This window comes from Streptomyces sp. T028 (assembly GCF_048159505.1).
Taxonomy (GTDB): domain Bacteria; phylum Actinomycetota; class Actinomycetes; order Streptomycetales; family Streptomycetaceae; genus Streptomyces.
Map to the genome: position 1 here is coordinate 67,439 of NZ_JBLRVZ010000007.1, position 21,059 is coordinate 88,497.

Annotated in this window: 17 protein-coding genes; 2 read left to right on the forward strand and 15 right to left on the reverse strand. The window is 68.9% G+C overall.

The genetic code is table 11. The annotated features are described in order from the left end of the window. Positions 1 to 98 precede the first annotated feature (98 nt). Both rpoB and ACLZN2_RS07685 read left to right on the forward strand, forming a co-directional pair. Positions 99 to 3,584: a DNA-directed RNA polymerase subunit beta gene (rpoB, locus tag ACLZN2_RS07680; RefSeq protein ID WP_416977625.1), complete on the forward strand. Its 3,486-nt coding sequence runs from the start codon at positions 99 to 101 to the stop codon at positions 3,582 to 3,584. Between the two features lie 94 nt (positions 3,585 to 3,678). After that, positions 3,679 to 7,575, forward strand: a complete 3,897-nt coding sequence (locus ACLZN2_RS07685) for a DNA-directed RNA polymerase subunit beta' (protein ID WP_416977626.1) — start codon at positions 3,679 to 3,681, stop codon at positions 7,573 to 7,575. A gap of 57 nt (positions 7,576 to 7,632) precedes the next feature. On the opposite strand, the gene ACLZN2_RS07690 is transcribed toward ACLZN2_RS07685, so the two are convergent. From ACLZN2_RS07690 to ACLZN2_RS07760, 15 genes are all read right to left on the reverse strand, one after another. After that, positions 7,633 to 7,899: a hypothetical protein gene (locus tag ACLZN2_RS07690; RefSeq protein WP_416977627.1), complete on the reverse strand. Its 267-nt coding sequence runs from the start codon at positions 7,897 to 7,899 to the stop codon at positions 7,633 to 7,635. Further along, on the reverse strand, positions 7,896 to 8,138 hold the full coding sequence (locus ACLZN2_RS07695; protein ID WP_416977628.1) for a hypothetical protein: 243 nt from the start codon (positions 8,136 to 8,138) through the stop codon (positions 7,896 to 7,898). The genes ACLZN2_RS07690 and ACLZN2_RS07695 overlap by 4 nt, the downstream gene beginning before the upstream one ends. Positions 8,139 to 8,164: 26 nt before the next feature. Next, positions 8,165 to 9,037 (reverse strand): peptidoglycan-binding protein, encoded by an 873-nt coding sequence (locus ACLZN2_RS07700; protein WP_416977629.1) that lies wholly within the window; start codon positions 9,035 to 9,037, stop codon positions 8,165 to 8,167. Between the two features lie 93 nt (positions 9,038 to 9,130). Then, complete coding sequence (locus ACLZN2_RS07705; RefSeq protein ID WP_416977630.1) at positions 9,131 to 9,544, reverse strand: ATP-binding protein; 414 nt, start codon at positions 9,542 to 9,544, stop codon at positions 9,131 to 9,133. A gap of 12 nt (positions 9,545 to 9,556) precedes the next feature. Beyond that, positions 9,557 to 10,267, reverse strand: coding sequence for a hypothetical protein (locus ACLZN2_RS07710; RefSeq protein ID WP_416977631.1), 711 nt, complete (start codon positions 10,265 to 10,267; stop codon positions 9,557 to 9,559). Further along, the gene (locus ACLZN2_RS07715; RefSeq protein WP_416977632.1) at positions 10,267 to 11,412 is read right to left on the reverse strand and encodes a hypothetical protein; all 1,146 of its coding nucleotides are present in this window, start codon (positions 11,410 to 11,412) and stop codon (positions 10,267 to 10,269) included. The genes ACLZN2_RS07710 and ACLZN2_RS07715 overlap by 1 nt, the downstream gene beginning before the upstream one ends. Then, on the reverse strand, positions 11,409 to 12,509 hold the full coding sequence (locus ACLZN2_RS07720; RefSeq protein ID WP_416977633.1) for a hypothetical protein: 1,101 nt from the start codon (positions 12,507 to 12,509) through the stop codon (positions 11,409 to 11,411). The genes ACLZN2_RS07715 and ACLZN2_RS07720 overlap by 4 nt, the downstream gene beginning before the upstream one ends. Before the next feature lie 61 nt (positions 12,510 to 12,570). Next, entirely contained in the window at positions 12,571 to 13,767 is a 1,197-nt protein-coding gene (locus ACLZN2_RS07725) for a hypothetical protein (protein ID WP_416977634.1), read from the reverse strand. A gap of 31 nt (positions 13,768 to 13,798) precedes the next feature. After that, positions 13,799 to 15,010, reverse strand: coding sequence for a hypothetical protein (locus ACLZN2_RS07730; protein WP_416977635.1), 1,212 nt, complete (start codon positions 15,008 to 15,010; stop codon positions 13,799 to 13,801). Positions 15,011 to 15,058: 48 nt separating this feature from the next. Continuing rightward, the gene (locus ACLZN2_RS07735; RefSeq protein WP_416977636.1) at positions 15,059 to 16,252 is read right to left on the reverse strand and encodes a hypothetical protein; all 1,194 of its coding nucleotides are present in this window, start codon (positions 16,250 to 16,252) and stop codon (positions 15,059 to 15,061) included. A 4-nt stretch (positions 16,253 to 16,256) separates the two neighbouring features. After that, positions 16,257 to 17,177, reverse strand: a complete 921-nt coding sequence (locus ACLZN2_RS07740) for a phage distal tail protein (protein ID WP_416977637.1) — start codon at positions 17,175 to 17,177, stop codon at positions 16,257 to 16,259. Between the two features lie 19 nt (positions 17,178 to 17,196). Continuing rightward, the gene (locus tag ACLZN2_RS07745) at positions 17,197 to 18,468 is read right to left on the reverse strand and encodes a tape-measure protein (RefSeq protein WP_416977638.1); all 1,272 of its coding nucleotides are present in this window, start codon (positions 18,466 to 18,468) and stop codon (positions 17,197 to 17,199) included. Next, positions 18,465 to 19,658, reverse strand: a complete 1,194-nt coding sequence (locus tag ACLZN2_RS07750) for a phage tail protein (protein WP_416977639.1) — start codon at positions 19,656 to 19,658, stop codon at positions 18,465 to 18,467. Before ACLZN2_RS07750 ends, ACLZN2_RS07745 begins: the two co-directional genes overlap by 4 nt. 97 nt (positions 19,659 to 19,755) lie before the next feature. Further along, positions 19,756 to 20,454: a hypothetical protein gene (locus tag ACLZN2_RS07755; RefSeq protein WP_416977640.1), complete on the reverse strand. Its 699-nt coding sequence runs from the start codon at positions 20,452 to 20,454 to the stop codon at positions 19,756 to 19,758. A gap of 129 nt (positions 20,455 to 20,583) precedes the next feature. Continuing rightward, positions 20,584 to 21,027 carry a hypothetical protein gene (locus tag ACLZN2_RS07760; protein WP_416977641.1) on the reverse strand — a complete coding sequence of 148 codons (444 nt, stop codon included), beginning with the start codon at positions 21,025 to 21,027 and terminating at the stop codon, positions 20,584 to 20,586. Positions 21,028 to 21,059 lie beyond the last annotated feature (32 nt).

A 21,059-nucleotide genomic window follows, 5' to 3' on the forward strand; every position in this document is an offset into this window, starting at 1 on the left:
ACGACAAGATCATCCCTGACCTGGGGTTTTCCGTCTCTGTGCGCAGGAGAGGGGCCGGTACGCGCGTAGTGAGTCCGAGCCCTCGGAAGGACCCCCTCTTGGCCGCCTCGCGCAACGCCTCGACCGCGAATACGAACAACGCCGCCAGCACCGCCCCGCTGCGCATCTCCTTTGCAAAGATCAAGGAGCCTCTCGAGGTTCCGAACCTGCTCGCGCTGCAGACCGAGAGCTTTGACTGGCTGCTCGGCAACACCGCCTGGCAGAGTCGGGTCGAGGAGGCTCTGGAGTCCGGTCAGGACGTCCCCACCAAGTCCGGTCTGGAGGAGATCTTCGAGGAGATCTCCCCGATCGAGGACTTCTCCGGGTCGATGTCGCTGACGTTCCGCGACCACCGTTTCGAGCCGCCGAAGAACAGCATCGACGAGTGCAAGGAGCGCGACTTCACGTACGCGGCTCCGCTCTTCGTGACGGCCGAGTTCACCAACAACGAGACCGGTGAGATCAAGTCCCAGACGGTCTTCATGGGCGACTTCCCGCTCATGACCAACAAGGGCACGTTCGTCATCAACGGCACCGAGCGTGTCGTGGTGTCGCAGCTGGTCCGTTCGCCGGGCGTCTACTTCGACTCCTCGATCGACAAGACGTCCGACAAGGACATCTTCTCCGCCAAGATCATCCCCTCCCGGGGTGCCTGGCTGGAGATGGAGATCGACAAGCGCGACATGGTCGGCGTGCGTATCGACCGCAAGCGCAAGCAGTCCGTGACCGTCCTCCTGAAGGCGCTCGGCTGGACGACCGAGCAGATCCTCGAGGAGTTCGGCGAGTACGAGTCCATGCGCGCCACCCTGGAGAAGGACCACACCCAGGGCCAGGACGACGCGCTGCTCGACATCTACCGCAAGCTCCGTCCGGGCGAGCCCCCCACGCGTGAGGCCGCGCAGACGCTGCTCGAGAACCTCTACTTCAACCCCAAGCGCTACGACCTCGCCAAGGTCGGCCGCTACAAGGTCAACAAGAAGCTCGCCGCGGACGCGCCGCTCGACGCCGGTGTCCTGACCGTCGAGGACGTCATCGCGACGATCAAGTACCTGGTCAAGCTGCACGCCGGCGAGACCGAGACAGTCGGCGACAGCGGTCAGACGATCGTCGTCGAGACCGACGACATCGACCACTTCGGCAACCGTCGTCTGCGCAGCGTCGGCGAGCTCATCCAGAACCAGGTCCGCACGGGTCTGGCTCGTATGGAGCGCGTCGTCCGTGAGCGCATGACCACTCAGGACGTCGAGGCGATCACGCCGCAGACCCTGATCAACATCCGGCCGGTCGTCGCCTCCATCAAGGAGTTCTTCGGCACCAGCCAGCTGTCGCAGTTCATGGACCAGAACAACCCGCTGTCGGGTCTCACCCACAAGCGCCGTCTGTCGGCCCTTGGCCCGGGTGGTCTCTCCCGTGAGCGGGCCGGCTTCGAGGTCCGTGACGTGCACCCCTCGCACTACGGCCGTATGTGCCCGATCGAGACGCCCGAAGGCCCGAACATCGGTCTGATCGGCTCGCTCGCCTCCTACGGTCGCGTCAACGCGTTCGGTTTCGTCGAGACCCCGTACCGCAAGGTCGTCGAGGGTGTCGTCACCGACGAGGTCGACTACCTGACGGCCGACGAAGAGGACCGCTTCGTCATCGCGCAGGCCAACGCCACGCTCGACGACGACCTGCGCTTCACCGAGAACCGCGTCCTGGTCCGCCGCCGTGGCGGCGAGGTCGACTACGTCGCCGGTGACGACGTGGACTACATGGACGTCTCGCCGCGCCAGATGGTGTCGGTCGCGACCGCCATGATCCCGTTCCTCGAGCACGACGACGCCAACCGTGCCCTCATGGGCGCGAACATGATGCGCCAGGCCGTGCCGCTCATCAAGAGCGAGTCCCCTCTCGTCGGCACCGGCATGGAGTACCGCTCCGCCGTCGACGCCGGCGACGTGGTCAAGGCCGAGAAGGCGGGTGTGGTCCAGGAGGTCTCCGCCGACTACATCACCACCGCCAACGACGACGGCACCTACATCACCTACCGGCTGGCCAAGTTCGCCCGCTCCAACCAGGGCACCTCGGTCAACCAGAAGGTCATCGTCAACGAGGGCGACCGGATCATCGAGGGCCAGGTCCTCGCCGACGGTCCGGCCACCCAGCACGGCGAGATGGCCCTCGGCAAGAACCTGCTCGTGGCGTTCATGCCGTGGGAGGGTCACAACTACGAGGACGCGATCATCCTGTCGCAGCGCCTCGTGCAGGACGACGTCCTCTCCTCGATCCACATCGAGGAGCACGAGGTCGACGCCCGTGACACCAAGCTCGGCCCCGAGGAGATCACCCGGGACATCCCGAACGTCTCCGAGGAGGTCCTCGCCGACCTCGACGAGCGCGGCATCATCCGTATCGGCGCCGAGGTCATCGCCGGTGACATCCTCGTCGGCAAGGTCACGCCCAAGGGTGAGACCGAGCTGACCCCCGAGGAGCGTCTGCTGCGCGCGATCTTCGGCGAGAAGGCCCGTGAGGTCCGTGACACCTCGCTGAAGGTGCCGCACGGCGAGACCGGCAAGATCATCGGCGTGCGCGTCTTCGACCGCGAGGAGGGCGACGAGCTTCCCCCCGGTGTCAACCAGCTGGTGCGCGTGTACGTCGCGCAGAAGCGCAAGATCACCGACGGTGACAAGCTCGCCGGCCGCCACGGCAACAAGGGTGTCATCTCCAAGATCCTGCCCATCGAGGACATGCCGTTCCTCGAGGACGGGACCCCGGTCGACATCATCCTCAACCCGCTGGGTGTGCCGTCCCGAATGAACCCGGGACAGGTCCTGGAGATCCACCTCGGCTGGCTCGCCAGCCGCGGCTGGGACGTCTCGGGCCTCGCCGAGGACTGGGCGCAGCGCCTCCAGGCGATCGGCGCCGACCAGGTCGCCCCGGGCACGAACGTCGCGACCCCCGTCTTCGACGGTGCGCGCGAGGACGAGCTCGCGGGTCTGCTCCAGCACACCATCCCGAACCGGGACGGCGAGCGCATGGTGCAGCCGACCGGTAAGGCGAGGCTGTTCGACGGCCGCTCCGGTGAGCCGTTCCCGGACCCGATCTCCATCGGGTACATGTACATCCTGAAGCTGCACCACCTGGTCGACGACAAGCTGCACGCCCGCTCGACCGGCCCGTACTCGATGATCACCCAGCAGCCGCTGGGTGGTAAGGCGCAGTTCGGTGGCCAGCGCTTCGGTGAGATGGAGGTGTGGGCCCTCGAGGCCTACGGCGCCGCGTACGCCCTCCAGGAGCTGCTGACCATCAAGTCCGACGACGTCACCGGCCGCGTGAAGGTCTACGAGGCCATCGTCAAGGGCGAGAACATCCCCGAGCCCGGCATCCCCGAGTCCTTCAAGGTGCTCATCAAGGAGATGCAGTCGCTCTGCCTGAACGTGGAGGTGCTGTCCAGCGACGGTATGTCCATCGAGATGCGTGACACCGACGAGGACGTCTTCCGCGCTGCGGAGGAGCTCGGCATCGACCTGTCCCGGCGCGAGCCGAGCAGCGTCGAAGAGGTCTGACGGGAGTTCGGGGGCTTTCATCCAGAAGGCCCCCGGCCCCGGGACCCCCGTTTCAGACCCCAAGACTTACAACCCTGAGAGGGATTGACGCATAGTGCTCGACGTCAACTTCTTCGACGAGCTCCGGATCGGCCTGGCCACCGCGGACGACATCCGTCAGTGGAGCCACGGCGAGGTCAAGAAGCCCGAGACCATCAACTACCGCACCCTCAAGCCCGAAAAGGACGGACTCTTCTGCGAGAAGATCTTCGGTCCGACCCGGGACTGGGAGTGCTACTGCGGCAAGTACAAGCGCGTCCGCTTCAAGGGCATCATCTGTGAGCGCTGCGGCGTCGAGGTGACCCGCGCCAAGGTGCGCCGTGAGCGGATGGGCCACATCGAGCTGGCCGCGCCCGTCACGCACATCTGGTACTTCAAGGGCGTCCCCAGCCGGCTGGGCTACCTGCTCGACCTGGCTCCCAAGGACCTCGAGAAGGTCATCTACTTCGCGGCGTACATGATCACGTACGTCGACGAGGAGCGCCGTACGCGTGACCTGCCCTCCCTGGAGGCGCATGTCTCCGTCGAGCGGCAGCAGATCGAGAACCGCCGGGACGCCGACCTGGAGGCCCGCGCCAAGAAGCTCGAGACCGACCTGGCCGAGCTGGAGGCCGAGGGCGCCAAGGCCGACGTGCGCCGCAAGGTGCGCGAAGGCGCCGAGCGCGAGATGAAGCAGCTGCGCGACCGTTCGCAGCGCGAGATCGACCGTCTCGACGAGGTGTGGACCCGCTTCAAGAACCTCAAGGTCCAGGACCTCGAGGGCGACGAGCTGCTCTACCGCGAGCTGCGCGACCGCTTCGGCACGTACTTCGACGGTTCGATGGGTGCCGCGGCGCTGCAGAAGCGCCTGGAGTCCTTCGACCTCGACGAGGAGGCCGAGCGTCTCCGCGAGATCATCCGTACCGGCAAGGGCCAGAAGAAGACCCGTGCGCTCAAGCGCCTGAAGGTCGTCTCCGCGTTCCTGCAGACCAGCAACAGCCCCAAGGGCATGGTGCTCGACTGCGTGCCGGTCATCCCGCCGGACCTGCGTCCGATGGTGCAGCTGGACGGTGGCCGCTTCGCGACCTCCGACCTGAACGACCTGTACCGCCGTGTGATCAACCGCAACAACCGTCTGAAGAGGCTCCTCGACCTCGGCGCACCCGAGATCATCGTCAACAACGAGAAGCGCATGCTTCAGGAGGCTGTTGACGCCCTCTTCGACAACGGTCGTCGTGGTCGCCCGGTCACCGGTCCCGGTAACCGCCCGCTGAAGTCCCTCAGCGACATGCTGAAGGGCAAGCAGGGCCGTTTCCGTCAGAACCTGCTCGGCAAGCGTGTCGACTACTCGGCGCGTTCCGTGATCGTCGTCGGTCCGCAGCTGAAGCTGCACCAGTGCGGTCTGCCGAAGGCGATGGCGCTGGAGCTCTTCAAGCCGTTCGTGATGAAGCGCCTGGTCGACCTGAACCACGCGCAGAACATCAAGAGCGCCAAGCGGATGGTCGAGCGCGGCCGCACCGTGGTGTACGACGTCCTCGAAGAGGTCATCGCCGAGCACCCGGTGCTGCTGAACCGTGCGCCCACCCTGCACCGCCTCGGCATCCAGGCCTTCGAGCCGCAGCTGGTCGAGGGCAAGGCCATCCAGATCCACCCGCTCGTCTGCACCGCGTTCAACGCGGACTTCGACGGTGACCAGATGGCCGTGCACCTGCCGCTGTCCGCGGAGGCGCAGGCCGAGGCGCGCATCCTGATGCTGTCCTCGAACAACATCCTCAAGCCCGCCGACGGCCGTCCGGTGACGATGCCGACCCAGGACATGGTCCTCGGTCTGTTCTTCCTCACCACCGACGGCGAGCTGCGCGACACCAAGGGCGAGGGCCGGTCCTTCGGCTCCACGGCCGAGGCGATCATGGCGTTCGACGCCGGTGAGCTCGCGCTGCAGTCGGCGATCGACATCCGCTTCCCGGTGGGCACCATCCCGCCGCGCGGCTGGACCCCGCCGGCCGTCGAGGAGGGCGAGCCGGAGTACCAGACCGGTGACACCTTCCGGCTGCGCACCACCCTGGGCCGTGCGCTCTTCAACGAGCTGCTGCCCGAGGACTACCCGTTCGTCGACTACTCGGTGGGCAAGAAGCAGCTCTCCGAGATCGTCAACGACCTGGCCGAGCGCTACCCCAAGGTCATCGTGGCGGCGACGCTCGACAACCTGAAGGCGGCGGGCTTCTACTGGGCGACCCGTTCCGGTGTCACCGTGGCCATCTCCGACGTCGTCGTTCCCGAGGCGAAGAAGGAGATCGTCAAGGGCTACGAGGCGCAGGACGAGAAGGTCCAGAAGCAGTACGAGCGCGGTCTGATCACCAAGGAAGAGCGCACTCAGGAGCTCATCGCGATCTGGACCAAGGCGACCAACGAGGTCGCCGAGGCGATGAACGAGAACTTCCCCAAGACGAACCCCATCTTCATGATGGTTGACTCGGGTGCCCGAGGAAACATGATGCAGATGCGGCAGATCGCCGGTATGCGTGGTCTGGTGTCGAACGCGAAGAACGAGACCATCCCGCGTCCGATCAAGGCGTCCTTCCGTGAGGGCCTCTCCGTGCTGGAGTACTTCATCTCCACGCACGGTGCCCGTAAGGGTCTGGCGGACACCGCCCTGCGTACCGCCGACTCGGGTTACCTCACCCGTCGTCTGGTGGACGTCTCGCAGGACGTCATCATCCGCGAGGAGGACTGCGGCACCGAGCGCGGTCTCAAGCTGGCGATCGCCGAGCGCGAGGACGGTGTCCTGCGCAAGACGGGCAACGTCGAGACGTCCGTGTACGCGCGCTGCCTCGCCGAGGACATCGTGGTCGACGGCAAGGTGCTGGCCCCGGCCGGTACCGACCTCGGCGACGTGCTCATCGACGAGCTGGTGCGCCACGGCGTGGAGACGGTCAAGACCCGCTCGGTCCTGACCTGCGAGTCCGCCGTCGGCACCTGCGCCATGTGCTACGGCCGCTCGCTCGCCACCGGCAAGCTGGTCGACATCGGTGAGGCGGTCGGCATCATCGCCGCCCAGTCCATCGGTGAGCCCGGTACCCAGCTGACGATGCGTACCTTCCACACCGGTGGTGTGGCCGGTGACGACATCACCCAGGGTCTGCCGCGTGTCGTCGAGCTCTTCGAGGCCCGTACCCCGAAGGGTGTCGCCCCGATCTCCGAGGCCTCCGGCCGCGTGCGGATCGAGGAGACCGAGAAGACCAAGAAGCTCGTGGTCACCCCGGACGACGGCAGCGACGAGATGGCCTACCCCATCTCCAAGCGTGCCCGTCTGATGGTCAGCGAGGGCGAGCACGTCGAGGTGGGCCAGAAGCTCACCGTGGGTGCCACCAACCCGCACGACGTGCTGCGCATCCTGGGTCAGCGTGCCGTCCAGGTCCACCTGGTCGGCGAGGTCCAGAAGGTGTACAACTCGCAGGGTGTGTCGATCCACGACAAGCACATCGAGATCATCATCCGGCAGATGCTGCGCCGTGTGACGATCATCGAGTCCGGCGACGCCGAGCTGCTGCCCGGTGAGCTGGTCGAGCGCTCGAAGTTCGAGACCGAGAACCGTCGTGTGGTCCAGGAGGGCGGTCACCCGGCCTCCGGTCGCCCGCAGCTGATGGGTATCACCAAGGCCTCGCTGGCCACGGAGTCCTGGCTGTCGGCGGCGTCCTTCCAGGAGACGACGCGAGTCCTCACCGACGCGGCGATCAACGCCAAGTCCGACTCGCTCATCGGCCTCAAGGAGAACGTCATCATCGGTAAGCTCATCCCGGCCGGTACGGGTCTGTCCCGCTACCGCAACATCCGGGTCGAGCCGACCGAGGAGGCGAAGGCCGCGATGTACTCGGCCGTCGGCTACGACGACATCGACTACTCGCCGTTCGGCACCGGCTCCGGCCAGGCCGTCCCGCTGGAGGACTACGACTACGGTCCGTACAACCAGTGAGTAGCTGAAACAGGTTGAAGGGCGGGTCACCCACCGGTGACCCGCCCTTCGGCGTTCCTATCGGCCCGTCAGCTCCCACACGGTGACGGTCATGGTCGCGACCGCGGCCAGGGCGCCGATGCTGGCGAGGGGCCAGCGGGAGCGTTCCAGGGCGTCCAGCCGTTGCTCGTGGTCGGCGAGCTGCCGGTCGGTCTGGTCGCTGCGCTGGACCAGCAGGGCGAGCGAGCCGTCGACCCGGGCGAACCCGGCCTCGACGGTGCCGCGCAGCCGCTCCAGCTCCACGGCGACGGCGGTCGGGTCGGACAGCGGATGGGGTTCGTTCACGTATCCCTCCCTTCCGTGTCCTGAGCGGGAACGTCCGTGCGCAGCCACCCGGGCAGCAGCGCCTGTACGGCGGGCAGGGCCATGACCCTGGTGACGCCGGCGGCGACCGTCAGAGCGCCGGCGACCCAGGGCAGGGTGTCCGGGAGGCCGGCGGCGCCCGCGACCGTCGGCAGCAGGACGCACAGGCCGACAGCGGTTTGCAGAACGGTGCGGAGGGTCCGCTTGGCGGCCTCTGACATCGTGAGCCTCGATTCTGGAGCCGTCTTCAGGAGCTGTACGGGACCTTGAGGGCCGCCCAGGACCTGGCGCCCGGCCAGCCGTCGGCGGCGGAGCCGGTGTAGCCGAGCTTGCGCTGCCACTTGGCGTACGAGGTCCGGTCGGCCTCGGTCCACTGCGGGCCGGGGCCGGAGGCGTAGGCGGAGCACCCGACGGCGACCAGGCGTCTGCCCATCGCGGTGACGATCGCCGACCTCGGGTTCTTCCTGAACCATGCGGCGCCGGGGAACGGCTGGTATGCCGGCCTGGCCGGTGCCGAGGGTGTGCTGGTGCCGAGGCGGGCCGTGACCCGGGCCCGGAAGTCGGCCATCGTGAAGCCGCGCGGGTCGACCTTGGTGTTGGTCCACTCCTTGTGGCCGATGACGGAGCGCGCGGACCAGCCGTGCGCCCGGCACAGCGCGGCAGACGCCCGGACCATGGCCTCCAGCTGGACCGCGGGCCAGGGGTCCTTGCCGTCGCCGAGGTTGACGCACTCGAAGCCGTAGAAGTGGACGTTGCCGTCGGTGTCGTTCTGGTTCGGCGCGGGCAGGGACGCGCTCTCGGCGACGACGGCCCGCAGGACGTCGCCGTCGCCGCTGCCGGCGTGGTTGGCGCGGCCGTTGCCGACGAGGTGGACCGTGCCGTCTTTGGCGATCACGCCGTGGCACAGGGGGCCGGGCAGGGCGGAGTAGCCGTTGAAGCAGATGCTGACGGAGTTGCTGGTGCCGGAGGTGACGGTGTGATGGATGATCACGCCGTTGACCGGGCCCCAACTGCCCTTGTGGTTGCGGTTGTGGCTGCGCCAGCCGGAGTGCTCGACGACGGTGACGCCCTCGGCCTTCAGCGCGGCGACGAGGGCGTCGGCGGAGAGGGGGTTGGCCATGGGTGGTGCCTCCCTGGGGAGTTTCGGGAGTTTCGGGCATGAGAGAACCCCGGCCGGTGAAGCGGCTCGGGGTGGGGGATGTTTCGCGGGGCCTCAGACGGTGGCTTCCGGATCGGAAGCGTCCGAAGAACCTCCGTCGCTCTCGCCGTCCGTCGTCCACTGGGCGCACAGCGCCGCGTACGCCCCCGTGTTCGCCCGGAAGTCGGCGAGCGCCGCGGCGACCGCCCGCTGGACTGCCGTCGGGTCCGGGAGGACGGGGTCCGCGCCGGCGGGATCGATGGTGATCCGGCCGTAGCCACGCAGCACGGTGGCGTTCTCGCCGGTCTCGGTGAACTGGGCGGTGACGGTGACCGACGGATGGCGGCCGGTGATCGAGTCCGGCTGGATGACGGTGCTGAGGCTGCTGTCGCCGACGTTGACGTGGATCGTGTGGCCGTCCTCGATGACGGTGGCGCGGCCCGCGTAGTCGATCGCGGTGCCCCAGGGCTGGGTGGGGTCGATGTCCATGGGGTGCCTTCCTCAGGTCTGGCGGCCGTGCATGAGGACCGGGTTCGCGTAGACGGTGCCGCTGGTGGCGATGGCCTGGATCTCGAACTTGACCGTGGTGGCGTAGATCGAGGAGAAGTCGCTGCTGAGCAGCCCGGTGTAGTCGAAGTCGTTGCCGGCGGTGACGGTGTCGCCCCACTGGGAGCCGTTGACAAGTACACGCACTTGCCCCGCGCCGCCGGAGCTGACCCGGGTGTTCAGCAGCAGCCGCATCTTGGGCTGCCAGACCGGGTTGTACGACAGGGCGATCGTCGCCCAGGAGGTCGCGGCGGTCTGCGGCCAGCGGGTCTGGGTGGTGTCCTGCGGCGGCAGCATGTCCAGCCACGGTCGGGCCAGGCCGCCGGTGTTGACGTCGTCGGAGATGATCTCCCGGCTGCCGTTGTCGTAGATCCGCACCGGCTGGAGCGAGGTCGCGCTGCCGTCGCCGTTGAAGAGGGTCATGGCGAGGCTGCCGGTCTGGCGGTGCATCTCCATGCCGTACTCGTTGCCGCTCCAGCCGCCGACGCGGAACATCGGTGTGCCGGACGGCGTGCGCACCACGAGGGAGCCGCCGTCGGTGATCTCCACCGCGCCGCCCGAGATCCGGTTGAGCGCCGGGCGGCTGTTGACCGCGGTGGAGAGCTGCTGGATCCGGCGTTCCATCTGGGTCAGCCGGTCGATGATGTCTTCGGGAAGCTGGGGCATCAGGCCTCCTCCAGGTAGAGCTCGGCGGTGTCGGGGCGACCGCGCTGCGCCGGGCTGACCTTGACGCCGACGATCCGGTAGCGGGCGTCCAGGCCCTCGGTCCACCACTCGTCGGCGATGCGCAGCCGGATGGTGCGGCCCAGCAGCGCGGGCGGCACCAGGTCGTCGAGGCGGACGCTGATCTCAGGGATCACCACCGCGCCGGTGGCCTGCTTGAGTTCGGCGGTGGCCAGGGACTTCAGGACGGTCGTGCTGGTGGTCTCGTTGTGGTCCGAGGACAGATCGACACGGGGATAGCCCGCCGTGATCTGGGCGGTCGCCTCGTCCGCGTCGGCGTACACCGGGCGGGACTCCTCGGCCTGGTTGGTGTTGTTCGTGCCGCCCCGGGCCCGGGCTGTGGTGCCGCCGCGGGTGGCGTCGCGCGGGAAGGAGTACGACAGGACGGAGCCCGGCCGGTCCATCACCAGGTCGGTGGTCCCGATGGCGATCTGCGGGCTGCCCAGGCGCAGTTGGCGCACCCGCTTGCCGGAGACGGGGTCGCGGTAGACGGCTATGTGGTGCTCGAAGCCGTGCTCCAGGGCGGCTAGCGCCTCCAGCGCCTCCAGGTAGACGGTCTCGTCGCCGTTGCGGTACGTCGCCGAGCGGGTCTGCTCGGAGGTCTCGGTCCCGTAGGTGACGCCGATGTCGCCGCCGTCGACCGGCGGTTCCTCGCCCTCGTCGAGCGGGTCGACCGTCCCGGTCTGCAGGTGTCGCCACAGCCCGCGCGCCAGTTCCAGCTGGTCCATGTCCGTGAAGGTGAGGTCCTGGCGGATGCGCCGGCGGCCGGCGTACGACTCGAAGGTGGCCGCCTGGATGCCGAGGGTGAGGACGCCGCGGTCGTCGCTCTGCAGGGTGGACGTCCAGATGATGCCGCCCCACCACAGGTCGGTGCCCCGCTGGAGGTAGACCGAGGTGCGGCCCTCCTCGATACGGCGGACGCGGGCGGCCATCGCCGCGTCGGGCACCGGGATGGTGCCGGAGAGCGAGCCGGCCTTGCCGAGGTAGTCGTCGACGGTGACGTCGCGCAGCGGCAGGATGTCGATGGTGCGGTCGGAGAGCAGGTCGCAGAAGATCGCGCGGTACGGCGTGTTGGTGGTCGCCGTCATGACGCGGCCTCGTAGGTGGCGGTGCCCACGACGGTGTGGCCGCTCGCCCAGGTCCACGGGGTGAGGGAGTCCACGCCGCCGGTGTAGGTGAAGGCGGTGGCGGTGGGCTGGCCCGAGGAGGTGATCAGCTCGAAGGCCGTGGTGGCGGCGAGGTAGACGCGGGCCGTGGCGCGGTTGGCGGCGTTGCCGGCGGCCAGTTCGGCGAAGCCGATCGCCGGGCGGGTCGCGGCCGCGGTGACCGGCAGGGAGAAGCGCCAGTTCTCGCTCGTGGTGGCGCCGGTGCCGAAGGTGGTGGTGCTGCCGAACGTGATCGAGAAGTTCATGTGCACGGTCGTGCCGAACTTGATGTAGCGGCAGCTGAGCGAGGCGTTGCCGAAGGACGGGGTCGCCGACCCGGTGCTGGTGAACCACGTCGGCGTCCAGCTCTGCCAGGTGGGCAGGACCGGGTAGTCGGTCCAGGCGGTGCCGGACCAGCGCTGGAGCTGGCCGCCCACGTCCCGGTACTGGCCGGGGTACGCGCCGTTCGACGTGTCGGTGCTGACGGGGAGGATGCCGCCGACAGCGACCGTGGCGGTGCGGCGGCCGGTGAGCGCCGTGCTCCAGTCGATGGCGGTGGTGCCGGTGCTCGCGCCCTTGGGCACGGCGACCTCGTACAGCGGCAGGGACACGGCGGGTACCGCCGGGGCGACCGGGGTGGCGGCCGGGGTGCCCTTGACGATCTCGACGACGGCCTCGGTGCGGCCGGAGCTGTCGTAGAGGTCGTCGTAGACGCGCAGGACGACGAGGTCGATGCGGCCGTACTGGGCGTCGCCGGCGTCGAAGGTCAGCGACAGGTAGTCGGTCAGGGCGAGCGGGTAGGCGCCCCGGGCGTCGGTGCTCTGGATCACGGCGCGGCCGGGGCCGACCGTGGCGGTCATGGTGCCGGTGGCGCCGGTGAGCGTGAAGCCGGAGAGGCGGGACACCCCGTCGGAGGAGCCCGGCAGGACGCCGGAGCGGGTGGCGACGGGTGAGGTGGGGGTGAGGGGGCCGAGCGGGACGAGCCGGGTGTCCTCGCGGGTCTGGCCGTCCGGGGAGAGCCATCCGGAACGCACGGGCATGGTCGACTCCTTCGAGAGGAACGGACATGGGAGAGGAACGGACGTTCGAGAGGAACGACGTTCAGGCGATCGGGTCGACGCGCAGGAAGATCGTGTCGAACCAGCTGTTGACACTGGCGCTGGTCGACCTGTGCATCGCGGTGATCGTGTAGACCGAGCCGGCGGTGAGGGAACCGAGGCGCAGCTGTGCGACCGCGGACTTGCTCACCGCACCCGAGCCGGACGCGGCCCGCTCGTCGTCCGCCGCCCAGATCACCGTCGAACCCAGCGTGACCTGCGGGGACATATGCGCCTGCACGGTCTCGCTGCCCGAGGTGGAGATGCGTGCGCCCGCGCTGATGATCACCGCTCCGGACGGTGGGGCGGTGAAGTTGAGCGTGAGCGCCGAGACGGACGTGCCGACCAGCGCGGCGGTGTACGTCGTCGAGGCGGTGTACCCGGCGTCCAGCGAGGACGCGAACGCCGGCCCCGGCACGGCCGGCTGCCAGGCGCTGCCGTTCCAGCGCTGGAGCTGCCCGAGGGAGGAATCCCGGTACTGGCCGGTGTAGCCGCCGGTGCTGACCATGCCGGACGGGGCGACACCGCCGATCTCCCTCGGGTAGGCGGCCCACGCGGTGCCGTTCCAGCGCTGGAGGTAGCCGGCGTTGGAGTTGTCCTGGTACTGGCCGGGGTAGCTGCCGGCCACGCCGGCGTTGTTGTACACCGGCAGGATGCCGCCGACCGAGACCAGCGTCGTGCGCAGGTCGGTGGAGCGGATGGACCAGTCGATGCCTCCGGTGGCGGTGCTCGCTCCGGCCGGTACGGCGACCTGGAACAGCAGCAGGGCCAGGTTGGGCGTGGCGGGCGCGGCCGGGGTGGCGGCGGGGGTGCCCTTGATGATCTCGACGGCGGCCTCGTTGCGGCCGGAGCCGTCGTAGTCGTCGTCGTAGACACGCAGGACGACGAGGTCGACGCGGCCGTACTGGGCGTCGCCGTCGTCGAACGTCAGCGTGATGTCCTCGTCCAGGACGACCGGGTAGGCGCCCTGGGCGGCGGTGCCCTGGATGACGGCTCGGCCGTGGTACAGGGTGGCCTTCATCGTGCCCGCGGTGCCGCCCAGCCAGAAGCCGCCCACGCGGTACTGGCCGCCGTAGGTGCCCGGCAGGATGCCGGAGCGGGACTGGATGGGGTTGTCGGGGGTGGTGGCCCCCAGGGAGACGAGTCGGGTGATCCGGCGTGTCTGGCTGTCCGGGGAGAGCCATCCGGCGTTCAGGGACATGGCGGGTCCTTCGTCGGAGGGAGAGAGGGGGTCAGGTGGCGGACTCGTACGAGCCCGAGATCGACAGGACGTCGCCCGCCTGCCAGGTGTAGGGCACCGACTTGGTCCAGCTCGCCGCGGTCGTGCCCGAGGTGACCGTGAATCTCGCGGCCACGCCGCCGTTGTTCGTCCACAGCTGGGAGGTGCCCTGGAAGAAGCGGAAGCCGTTGCTGCTGTAGCCGACGACGTTCAGCAGGATGTCGGTCATCCAGCCCGCTGCCGGGAGGAACGGCATCGAGATGGACCAGGCGCCGGCGCTGTCCAGCGCGGAGAGGTTGGTCGTCGAACCGATGACCAGCCGCACGCGGACGTGCACGAGCGTGCCGAGCTTGACGTACCGGCCGTTGAGGCTGCCGTTGCCGACCACCGGCGCGGTGCCCGTGGAGGAGTACCAGACGGGCGTGTAGCTGCTCCAGGAGGGAACCCGCTGGTACGACACCCATGTCGAACCGTCCCAGCGCTGCAGGGTCCCGTCGGAGCTGTCGCGGTACTGCCCGGTGTAGCTGGCGGTGGCGACCGTGCCGGCCGGGGCGATGCCGCCCAGGGCGCTCGGGTAGCCGACCCAGGCGGAGCCGTCCCAGCGCTGCAGGGCACCGCCGGAGTCCCGGTACTGGCCCGGGTAGGCGCCGTTGCCGGTCTCGCCGTACACCGGCAGGATGCCGCCGACCGCGACGGTGGGCGTGCGCAGGTCGGTGACGTCGTCGTTCCAGTTGATGCCGCCCGTGCCGGCGCTGGTGCCGGCCCGGACCCTGACCTGGTAGACCGGCAGCCCGATGCCCGGGACGGCGGGTACGGCCGGGGTGGCGCCGGGGGTGCCCTTGATGATCTCGACGGCGGCCTTGGTGAAGCCGGAGTCGTCGTACAGGTCGTCGTAGATCCGCAGGACGACGAGGTCGATCCGGGGGTTGGAGGCGTCGCCGTCGGCGAAGGTGAGCGTCATCGGCTCGGCGAGCGTGACGGGGTAGGCGCCCTGGTTGCCGGCGCCCTGGATGACGGCCCGGCCCTCGTGGACGGTGGCGGTCATGGTGCCGGCGCCGCCCTCCATCCAGAAGCCCGAGAGCCGGTACTGCCCGTCGTAGGAGCCGGGCAGAATGCCGGAGCGGACCTCCAGCGGGTTGGCCGGGGTGGTGGCGCCCGTCTGGGTCAGCCGGGTGTCCTCGCGGGTCTGGCCGGTCTCGGCCACCCATGAGCTGCGCAGGTTCATCTGCGGGTCTCCTGTGATCTGCGGAGGGTGGGGGGTGGTGAGGGGGTGTCAGGACCTGAGCCACTCGGCGTTGAGGCTCGTGTAGTAGCCGGAGCCGCCGAGGGTGGTCATCGTGGAGCCCGAGCTCTGCATCCCGTAGAGGGCGAGCCTGTCGCCGGCCGCCAGCTTCAGCAGGGCGGTGCCGCCGACGGTGGTCGCGCCCGGTCCCGCGCCGATCTGCCAGGTGGCCCGCGGGACGCCGGTGCCGTTGACGTAGATCCGCGACCCCCGGGTGCCGGAGCTGGACTCGGTGAACCAGGTGACGGCGCCCGCCACCCGCCACCAGCCGGCCCGCGGCACGGTGTAGGCGTTGGTGGCCCAGCCGGCCGCGTCGTCGACGTCCGTGAGGTTCAGGGTCATCGGTGTCCAGGTGCCGCTGGGCACGGACTGCGCCGTGCTCTGCGAGACGCTGAGCAGCAGGGTGGTCCGGCCCGCCACGTACTCCCAGGCGCTGCCGTTCCAGCGCTGGAGCAGTCCGGCGGCGTCCTCCCGGTACTGGCCAACGTAACTGCCGTTGACCAGCAGCGGAGTGGACGGTGCGATCCCGCCGACGGACTTCGGGTACGGCACCCAGGTGGTGCCGTCCCAGCGCTGCAGGACCCCGGACTCCTCCCGGTACTGACCGGCGTACGCGCCGCTGAAGCCTCCGGCCGGGACGATCCCGCCGAGGGCCACCGTCGGGTAGCGCAGGCTGGTGACCGCGGTGTCCCAGGGCACGCCGCCGGTGCCGGCCGACGTCCCGGCGGGCACCTTGACCTGGTACAGCGGCAGGGCGCTGCCGTCGGGGGTGCTGGGCGCCACGGGCGTGGCCGCGGGGGTGCCCTCCACGAGGCGCACCTTGGCCTCCGTCCGGGCGGTGCCGTCGTAGACGCCGTCCTGTACGACGAGTTCGACGAGGTCGATACGGCCGTACTGGGCGTCGCCGTCGGGCACGGTCAGGGTCTCCGGCTCGGTCACCGCCACCGGGTAGGCACCCTGGTTGATCCGGCCGCCCTGGACGAAGGCGCGGCCGGTGCCGACGGTGCAGGTCATGCCCCCCGTGGCGCCGCTGAGCGCGAAGCCGCCGGGGACGATGCCGCCGCGCGCCTTGAGCGGGATGTTCTCGGCGGCGTTCGCGTTGACGGTGAGCAGTCCGGAGAGGGTGAGGCGGGTGTCCTCGCGGGTCTGGCCGGTCTCGGTCAGCCACGCGGCTCGTACGGTCATGGGATCACCACTCCGCTGCTCGCCAGCGCACCGTCATCCGGGCGCCGGTGTCGTGGGTGTCGGGTCGGAAGGCCAGCTGGGCGCGGCCGGGCGCGAAGGCGAAGAGCTCCTCGGGGCTGCTGTCCGCGGCCGCGGTGTGCCTGCGGGAGGCGGTGCCGTTGAGGGTGACCGTGCCGGCGGCGGTGTCGACGACCAGCTCGTCACCGGTGGCGAGCCCGATCTCGTAGCGCAGTCGCAGAGCCGAGGTCCGGTCGGTCACGGTCGGGTTGGTGCACGGGCCGTTGAAGACGATCACCGGGTGGGTCGGCGCGGAGCCGTCGTTGTCCGCGTTGACATCGCCGGTGGCGGCGGCCTGGCCCCAGTACAGCGGCCAGGTCAGCGGCCAGGTCAGACCGCTCTCCGGCTGCGGGGCGCCGGTGACCGCGGCCTGCTCGGTGACCGAGTAGCGGCGCGGGTCGGTGGCGTACCACTGCACGGACGCCCGGGAGACGCCCTGCGTGGTGTACGTGCGGTCGGCGGCCAGCACCCGCTGGCTGACCCGGGCCCGTACGGCCAGTGTCTCGCCGTGCAGCCGCACCGCCAGCCAGCGCTCCTGGTCGCCGAGGAGCAACGCCTGCCGCAGGGCGCGCATCGCGCCGAGCGAGGAGGCCGTGTCGTCCTGCGGGGGAACGGTCCACACCGTGCCGCCGATCTTGCGGGGCTTGGCGTAGCGGGCGCCCGGCCAGGCGCCGTGCGCGGTGGGGCGGTCGGCGTCGGAGGAGTCGTACTCCGGCAGGTCCTCCCAGCCGCTGAGGCCTCCGCGGTCGATCTCGTACGGCGTTCCGGGCCCCATCAGCAGTCCGGCCCACTGCATCTGCCCGTCGCGGGTGATGAGTGAGCCGGGGGCCACGTCGTCGGTGTATGCGGTTGTCGTGATCTCGGCCATGCTGGCCGTCACCTCACTCTCATGTGCAGGCGTGGGCGGACGCGAGGAAGAGCAGATCTTCCGCCGTGCCGCGGGCGCCGGCGCTCCGGCTCTCGTGGAACTCCTTGACGTGGTACGGGAGTTGGGATGCGGTCCGGTGCCGTCGGGCCAGTGCCCGCTGCCGGTCCAGGTTGGTCAGCGGCAGCACTCGGCCGCCGCGGGACGCGCCGGGAACCGCGACACCGCCCTCGGCCAGCATCGGGATCTTGTCCAGGTGCACGCCGAACTTCTTGCCGAGGATGCTGAAGCTGAGGCTGTTGAGCTTGTCGATGACCCAGTTGGCGAAGGCGATCAGCCCCTGGATCGGCCCCTTCACGACCCCGGCGACGGTCTGCGCGCCGGTGGTGACGAACTGCCCCATCGCGCCGAGCGTGCGGGAGGTGGCCTCCTTGATCCGGGTGAACATCCGGGGGATGTCCTTGCTGACCCAGTCCAGCGCCGGCCTGACGGCGTCCTTGAACCCCCGCCAGACCGACGACACCTTGCCGCTGAGGGCCCGGGTGTCCCCGGTGGTCAGCGCCTTCAGCACGGCGAACCCGGTGCCGACGAGCGCGCCGATGACGGTGAGCGCGGTGGTGATCACGCCGAGATAGACGGTGACGTACGTGTTCACCGCGCTCGCGATGAACTTGAGCAGCGGCGTCATGACGATCAGATAGCCCTCGACGTACTTCAGTACGACGGTGGCGAGCTGCTCCATCAGCCGCTGCCCGGTCTCGGAGTTCAGCGCGAGATCGAGCAGCCAGCCGGCGACCGGGAGGAGGAGGCCGGTGACGAAGCCGATGGGGTTGGCGCGGGTGAGGGCGTTGATGACGAGCATGACCCCGGCGCCGATGGTCATGAGGGTGCCGAAGGTGCCCATGAGGTCGCCGAGGACGCCGGAGGCCTCGATGAGGGCGCCGACGACGGCGAAGACACCGCCGAGGGCGGACTTGAGGTTGCCGAGTGCCTTCGTGGCTGCCTTGGCCTTGCCGCCGACGGACCTCACGCCGGTCGCGGCGGCGGTGGCGGTCTGTCCGGTTCTGCCGACGGAACGGGCGGTCGCCTCGGCCCCCTGCTTGACCTGCCGAAGTGCCGTGCCGCCCTGATCGGCGGCCGTTCGGATGCGGTCAACGGTGACGGTTGTGTACTTGATCCGGCTGGTGACGGAACGCAGTGCGCTGCCGCCCTGTCCGGCCCGGCTCCGGAAGGAGCCCAGGGCGGATGCGACACCCGCGAGCGGGTTGGCCGCCGATATCGCCGCGGCACTCATCCGCGTGCCTTCGCCAGGAACATCAGGGCGTCGGCGGTGCGCTGCGGGCTGCTGGTCTCGGCCGCGTAGTAGTGCTCGATGTGCAGCGCGCCGCTCGCACCCGCCGCGCCGGCGTACGCCGAGCCCTGCGCGGCGGCCCGCCTGAGCAGCCGGTCGAGCTTGCTCAGCGGCAGGACGGCCTCCGCCTCACCGGCCTCGGCGAGGATCGCCGGGACACCGCCCGAGCGGGGCATGACGACACCGCCCGTGGCCAGCGTGGGGATCCTCGGCAGGCTGACGCCGAAGGTCTTGCCGCCGACGCCCGGCACCCAGCCCGGGATCGAGACCTTGATGCCGTTCAGGGCGCCGATCGCGCGGTTGATGATGCCGATGACCGCGTTGATCGGGCCCCGTACCGCGTTCTTGATGCCGTCGAAGGCGCGGCTCGCGATGCCCTTCAGGCCGCCCCAGATGCTGGACAGCTTGTCCTTGACGGCCTTGAAGGCGTTGGGGATCGCCGACTTGACCCAGTTGACGACCGGGGAGATGACGGCCTTGATGCCCTTCCACACGCCGGACACGACCGTCTTGATCGCGTTGAGGGCGGTGCTGATGACCTTCTTCCAGATGGCGACGTAGGTCTTGATGACGGTGGCGATCGCCTTGACGACGGTGGCGATCGCCTTCTTGATGCCGTCCCAGACCGACTTGATGAGCTTCGCGGCGCTCTTCATGATCGGCCCGATGGCCTTCATGACGGTGCTGATCACGGACTTGATGACGCCGAAGGCCGTCTTGAGGACCTTCTGCATGGTCTTCGACTTGGTCGCCATCTCGACGACCTTCTCGATGAGCGGCGCGAGCAGGTCCATGAGCATGCCGAAGAAGTTGCCCTTCATCGACTTGTTCATCTTGTCCTGGCCCTTGGCGGCCTTGCCGGCCCCGGACTCGTACTTGCCGAGGTTCTTGCCGGCGCTGGAGCCGGTCTTTCCGGCCTTGGATATGGACTTCTCGGCCTGGTCGGTGGCGATCTTGAGCTGCTTCAGCTCACTGCTGGAGTTCTGAGCGGACGACTTGAGGTTCCTGAGGCCGGAATCCGCGGTGCGAGCCTTGTCGCCGACTCCTTTCGCAGCGGTCTCCGCGCTCGAGGCCTTGGCCTTGAAGTCCTGCAGAGACCCAGACGCCTTCTTCAAGGAACTGACGAGTGACATCTCACGCCTCCTTCGGGCTGGTCACACAGGTCGTTCGAACAGCTCTTCCGGCGGCGGAATTCAAAGCCATTTCTCCTCCTCTTCGGTAGCCGGCCGATCATTTGCCGATGGCTTCTTCCAGGTCCTTCACCCGCTGTGCCAACTGCTGGACGTCCTGGCCGGCCCGGGCGACCGCGGGATCGTTCTTGATACGGTCCGAAATGGACTTCGCCGTCTTCAGTCGGTGATCGACCCACTGCCTCGTCGCCCATCGGGAGGCGTCGCCGACCTTCTTCCGCTTGTAGGCCTCTTGCGCCTGGTGAAGATCGGAGACCTCGTTGCCCACTCGGCCCACTGAACGACTGATCTCCTCGGTCTTCTCGCCCGCGCGGGTGAGCCCCTCATCGATCTTCGAGATCTCCGCCTTCAGGTTTTCCAGGTCCTTGGCGCTGGCCGAGGCCGTGCCGAACTTCTTCTCGATGGCGGACACCCAGGGGAACTCGTAGAGCTTTGCGCCCATGAAAGAGACGCCGGATTCATCCAACTTGAGGACGTCGGCGGAGGCCGTCACGGCACTGACGTCGAGCTTTCCGGCCTGCTGGCTCCAATAGAGGGACTGGCTCGTCGCGGCGATGGAAGAAGCGTTGGGGTCGGCACCCATGGCGACAGCCGGCGTGTCGAGGATGCTTCCGGTTGCTCCCCACGCGCTGCCGAAGCTACTGCCGAGCTCCTCCAGTTTCGCCTTCGCGTCGTTGATGAGTTCCGATATCCGGTCATTCAGGGGGCTCAAGTCGGTACCCGGGACGGGGGTGGTCATCCACTTCTCCTTTGCTCGGAATCGATGGTCCGAAGGGTGTGTGGGCGGGAATTTCCGCCAGCACGACAAAGGGGCCGCCAGTCATCTGGCGGCCCCTTCGAGGCTGGTTGGGTGTCAGTGCGGTGCGAGCTATTTCATTTCAGCGACCAGCCAATTTCCGTCGCTCTCGGAAAGCAGCAGCTCGGTGATGCCCAAGGGGTTGTCACGGACACCGACGTGCCCAAAGCTTCCTTCCCTCTCGAAGAACCTGGACTTGCAGGAGGACGCCAGTTCGTTTCGCTCCGTGTCGTCCAGCGGGCCGACGAGTGCCGCGACGGCCTGCGGGCAGCTGCCCTTGTGCTGTTCCGCGGCGAGTTGGGACTGGGCGATCCGGGTCATACGACCGCAGACGTCCTTGCCCTCGCCTGCGGCCAAGGCCTTCAGAAACGCCCTGCCGGCGTCTTCCACTGCTTCGAGGCGGCTGTTGTTGTCGCGGACGACGCCGAGGATTCCCAGCCCCACCGCCGCGACGAGCAGACCCGCCGCCATCAGGATCGGGATGCGCCGATTCGTCTGTCTGTCCGTGCCGCTCACTCTGCCTCATCCCCCTACCGAACGGGCGCGTT

Bases quoted from the DNA above. Each gene is read 5' to 3' on its own strand.
- ACLZN2_RS07695 (WP_416977628.1), bottom strand. From the start codon at position 8,138: ATGTCAGAGGCCGCCAAGCGGACCCTCCGCACCGTTCTGCAAACCGCT.
- ACLZN2_RS07700 (WP_416977629.1), bottom strand. From the start codon at position 9,037: ATGGCCAACCCCCTCTCCGCCGACGCCCTCGTCGCCGCGCTGAAGGCC.
- ACLZN2_RS07705 (WP_416977630.1), bottom strand. From the start codon at position 9,544: ATGGACATCGACCCCACCCAGCCCTGGGGCACCGCGATCGACTACGCG.
- ACLZN2_RS07710 (WP_416977631.1), bottom strand. From the start codon at position 10,267: ATGCCCCAGCTTCCCGAAGACATCATCGACCGGCTGACCCAGATGGAA.
- ACLZN2_RS07715 (WP_416977632.1), bottom strand. From the start codon at position 11,412: ATGACGGCGACCACCAACACGCCGTACCGCGCGATCTTCTGCGACCTG.
- ACLZN2_RS07720 (WP_416977633.1), bottom strand. From the start codon at position 12,509: ATGCCCGTGCGTTCCGGATGGCTCTCCCCGGACGGCCAGACCCGCGAG.
- ACLZN2_RS07725 (WP_416977634.1), bottom strand. From the start codon at position 13,767: ATGTCCCTGAACGCCGGATGGCTCTCCCCGGACAGCCAGACACGCCGG.
- ACLZN2_RS07730 (WP_416977635.1), bottom strand. From the start codon at position 15,010: ATGAACCTGCGCAGCTCATGGGTGGCCGAGACCGGCCAGACCCGCGAG.
- ACLZN2_RS07735 (WP_416977636.1), bottom strand. From the start codon at position 16,252: ATGACCGTACGAGCCGCGTGGCTGACCGAGACCGGCCAGACCCGCGAG.
- ACLZN2_RS07740 (WP_416977637.1), bottom strand. From the start codon at position 17,177: ATGGCCGAGATCACGACAACCGCATACACCGACGACGTGGCCCCCGGC.
- ACLZN2_RS07745 (WP_416977638.1), bottom strand. From the start codon at position 18,468: ATGAGTGCCGCGGCGATATCGGCGGCCAACCCGCTCGCGGGTGTCGCA.
- ACLZN2_RS07750 (WP_416977639.1), bottom strand. From the start codon at position 19,658: ATGTCACTCGTCAGTTCCTTGAAGAAGGCGTCTGGGTCTCTGCAGGAC.
- ACLZN2_RS07755 (WP_416977640.1), bottom strand. From the start codon at position 20,454: ATGACCACCCCCGTCCCGGGTACCGACTTGAGCCCCCTGAATGACCGG.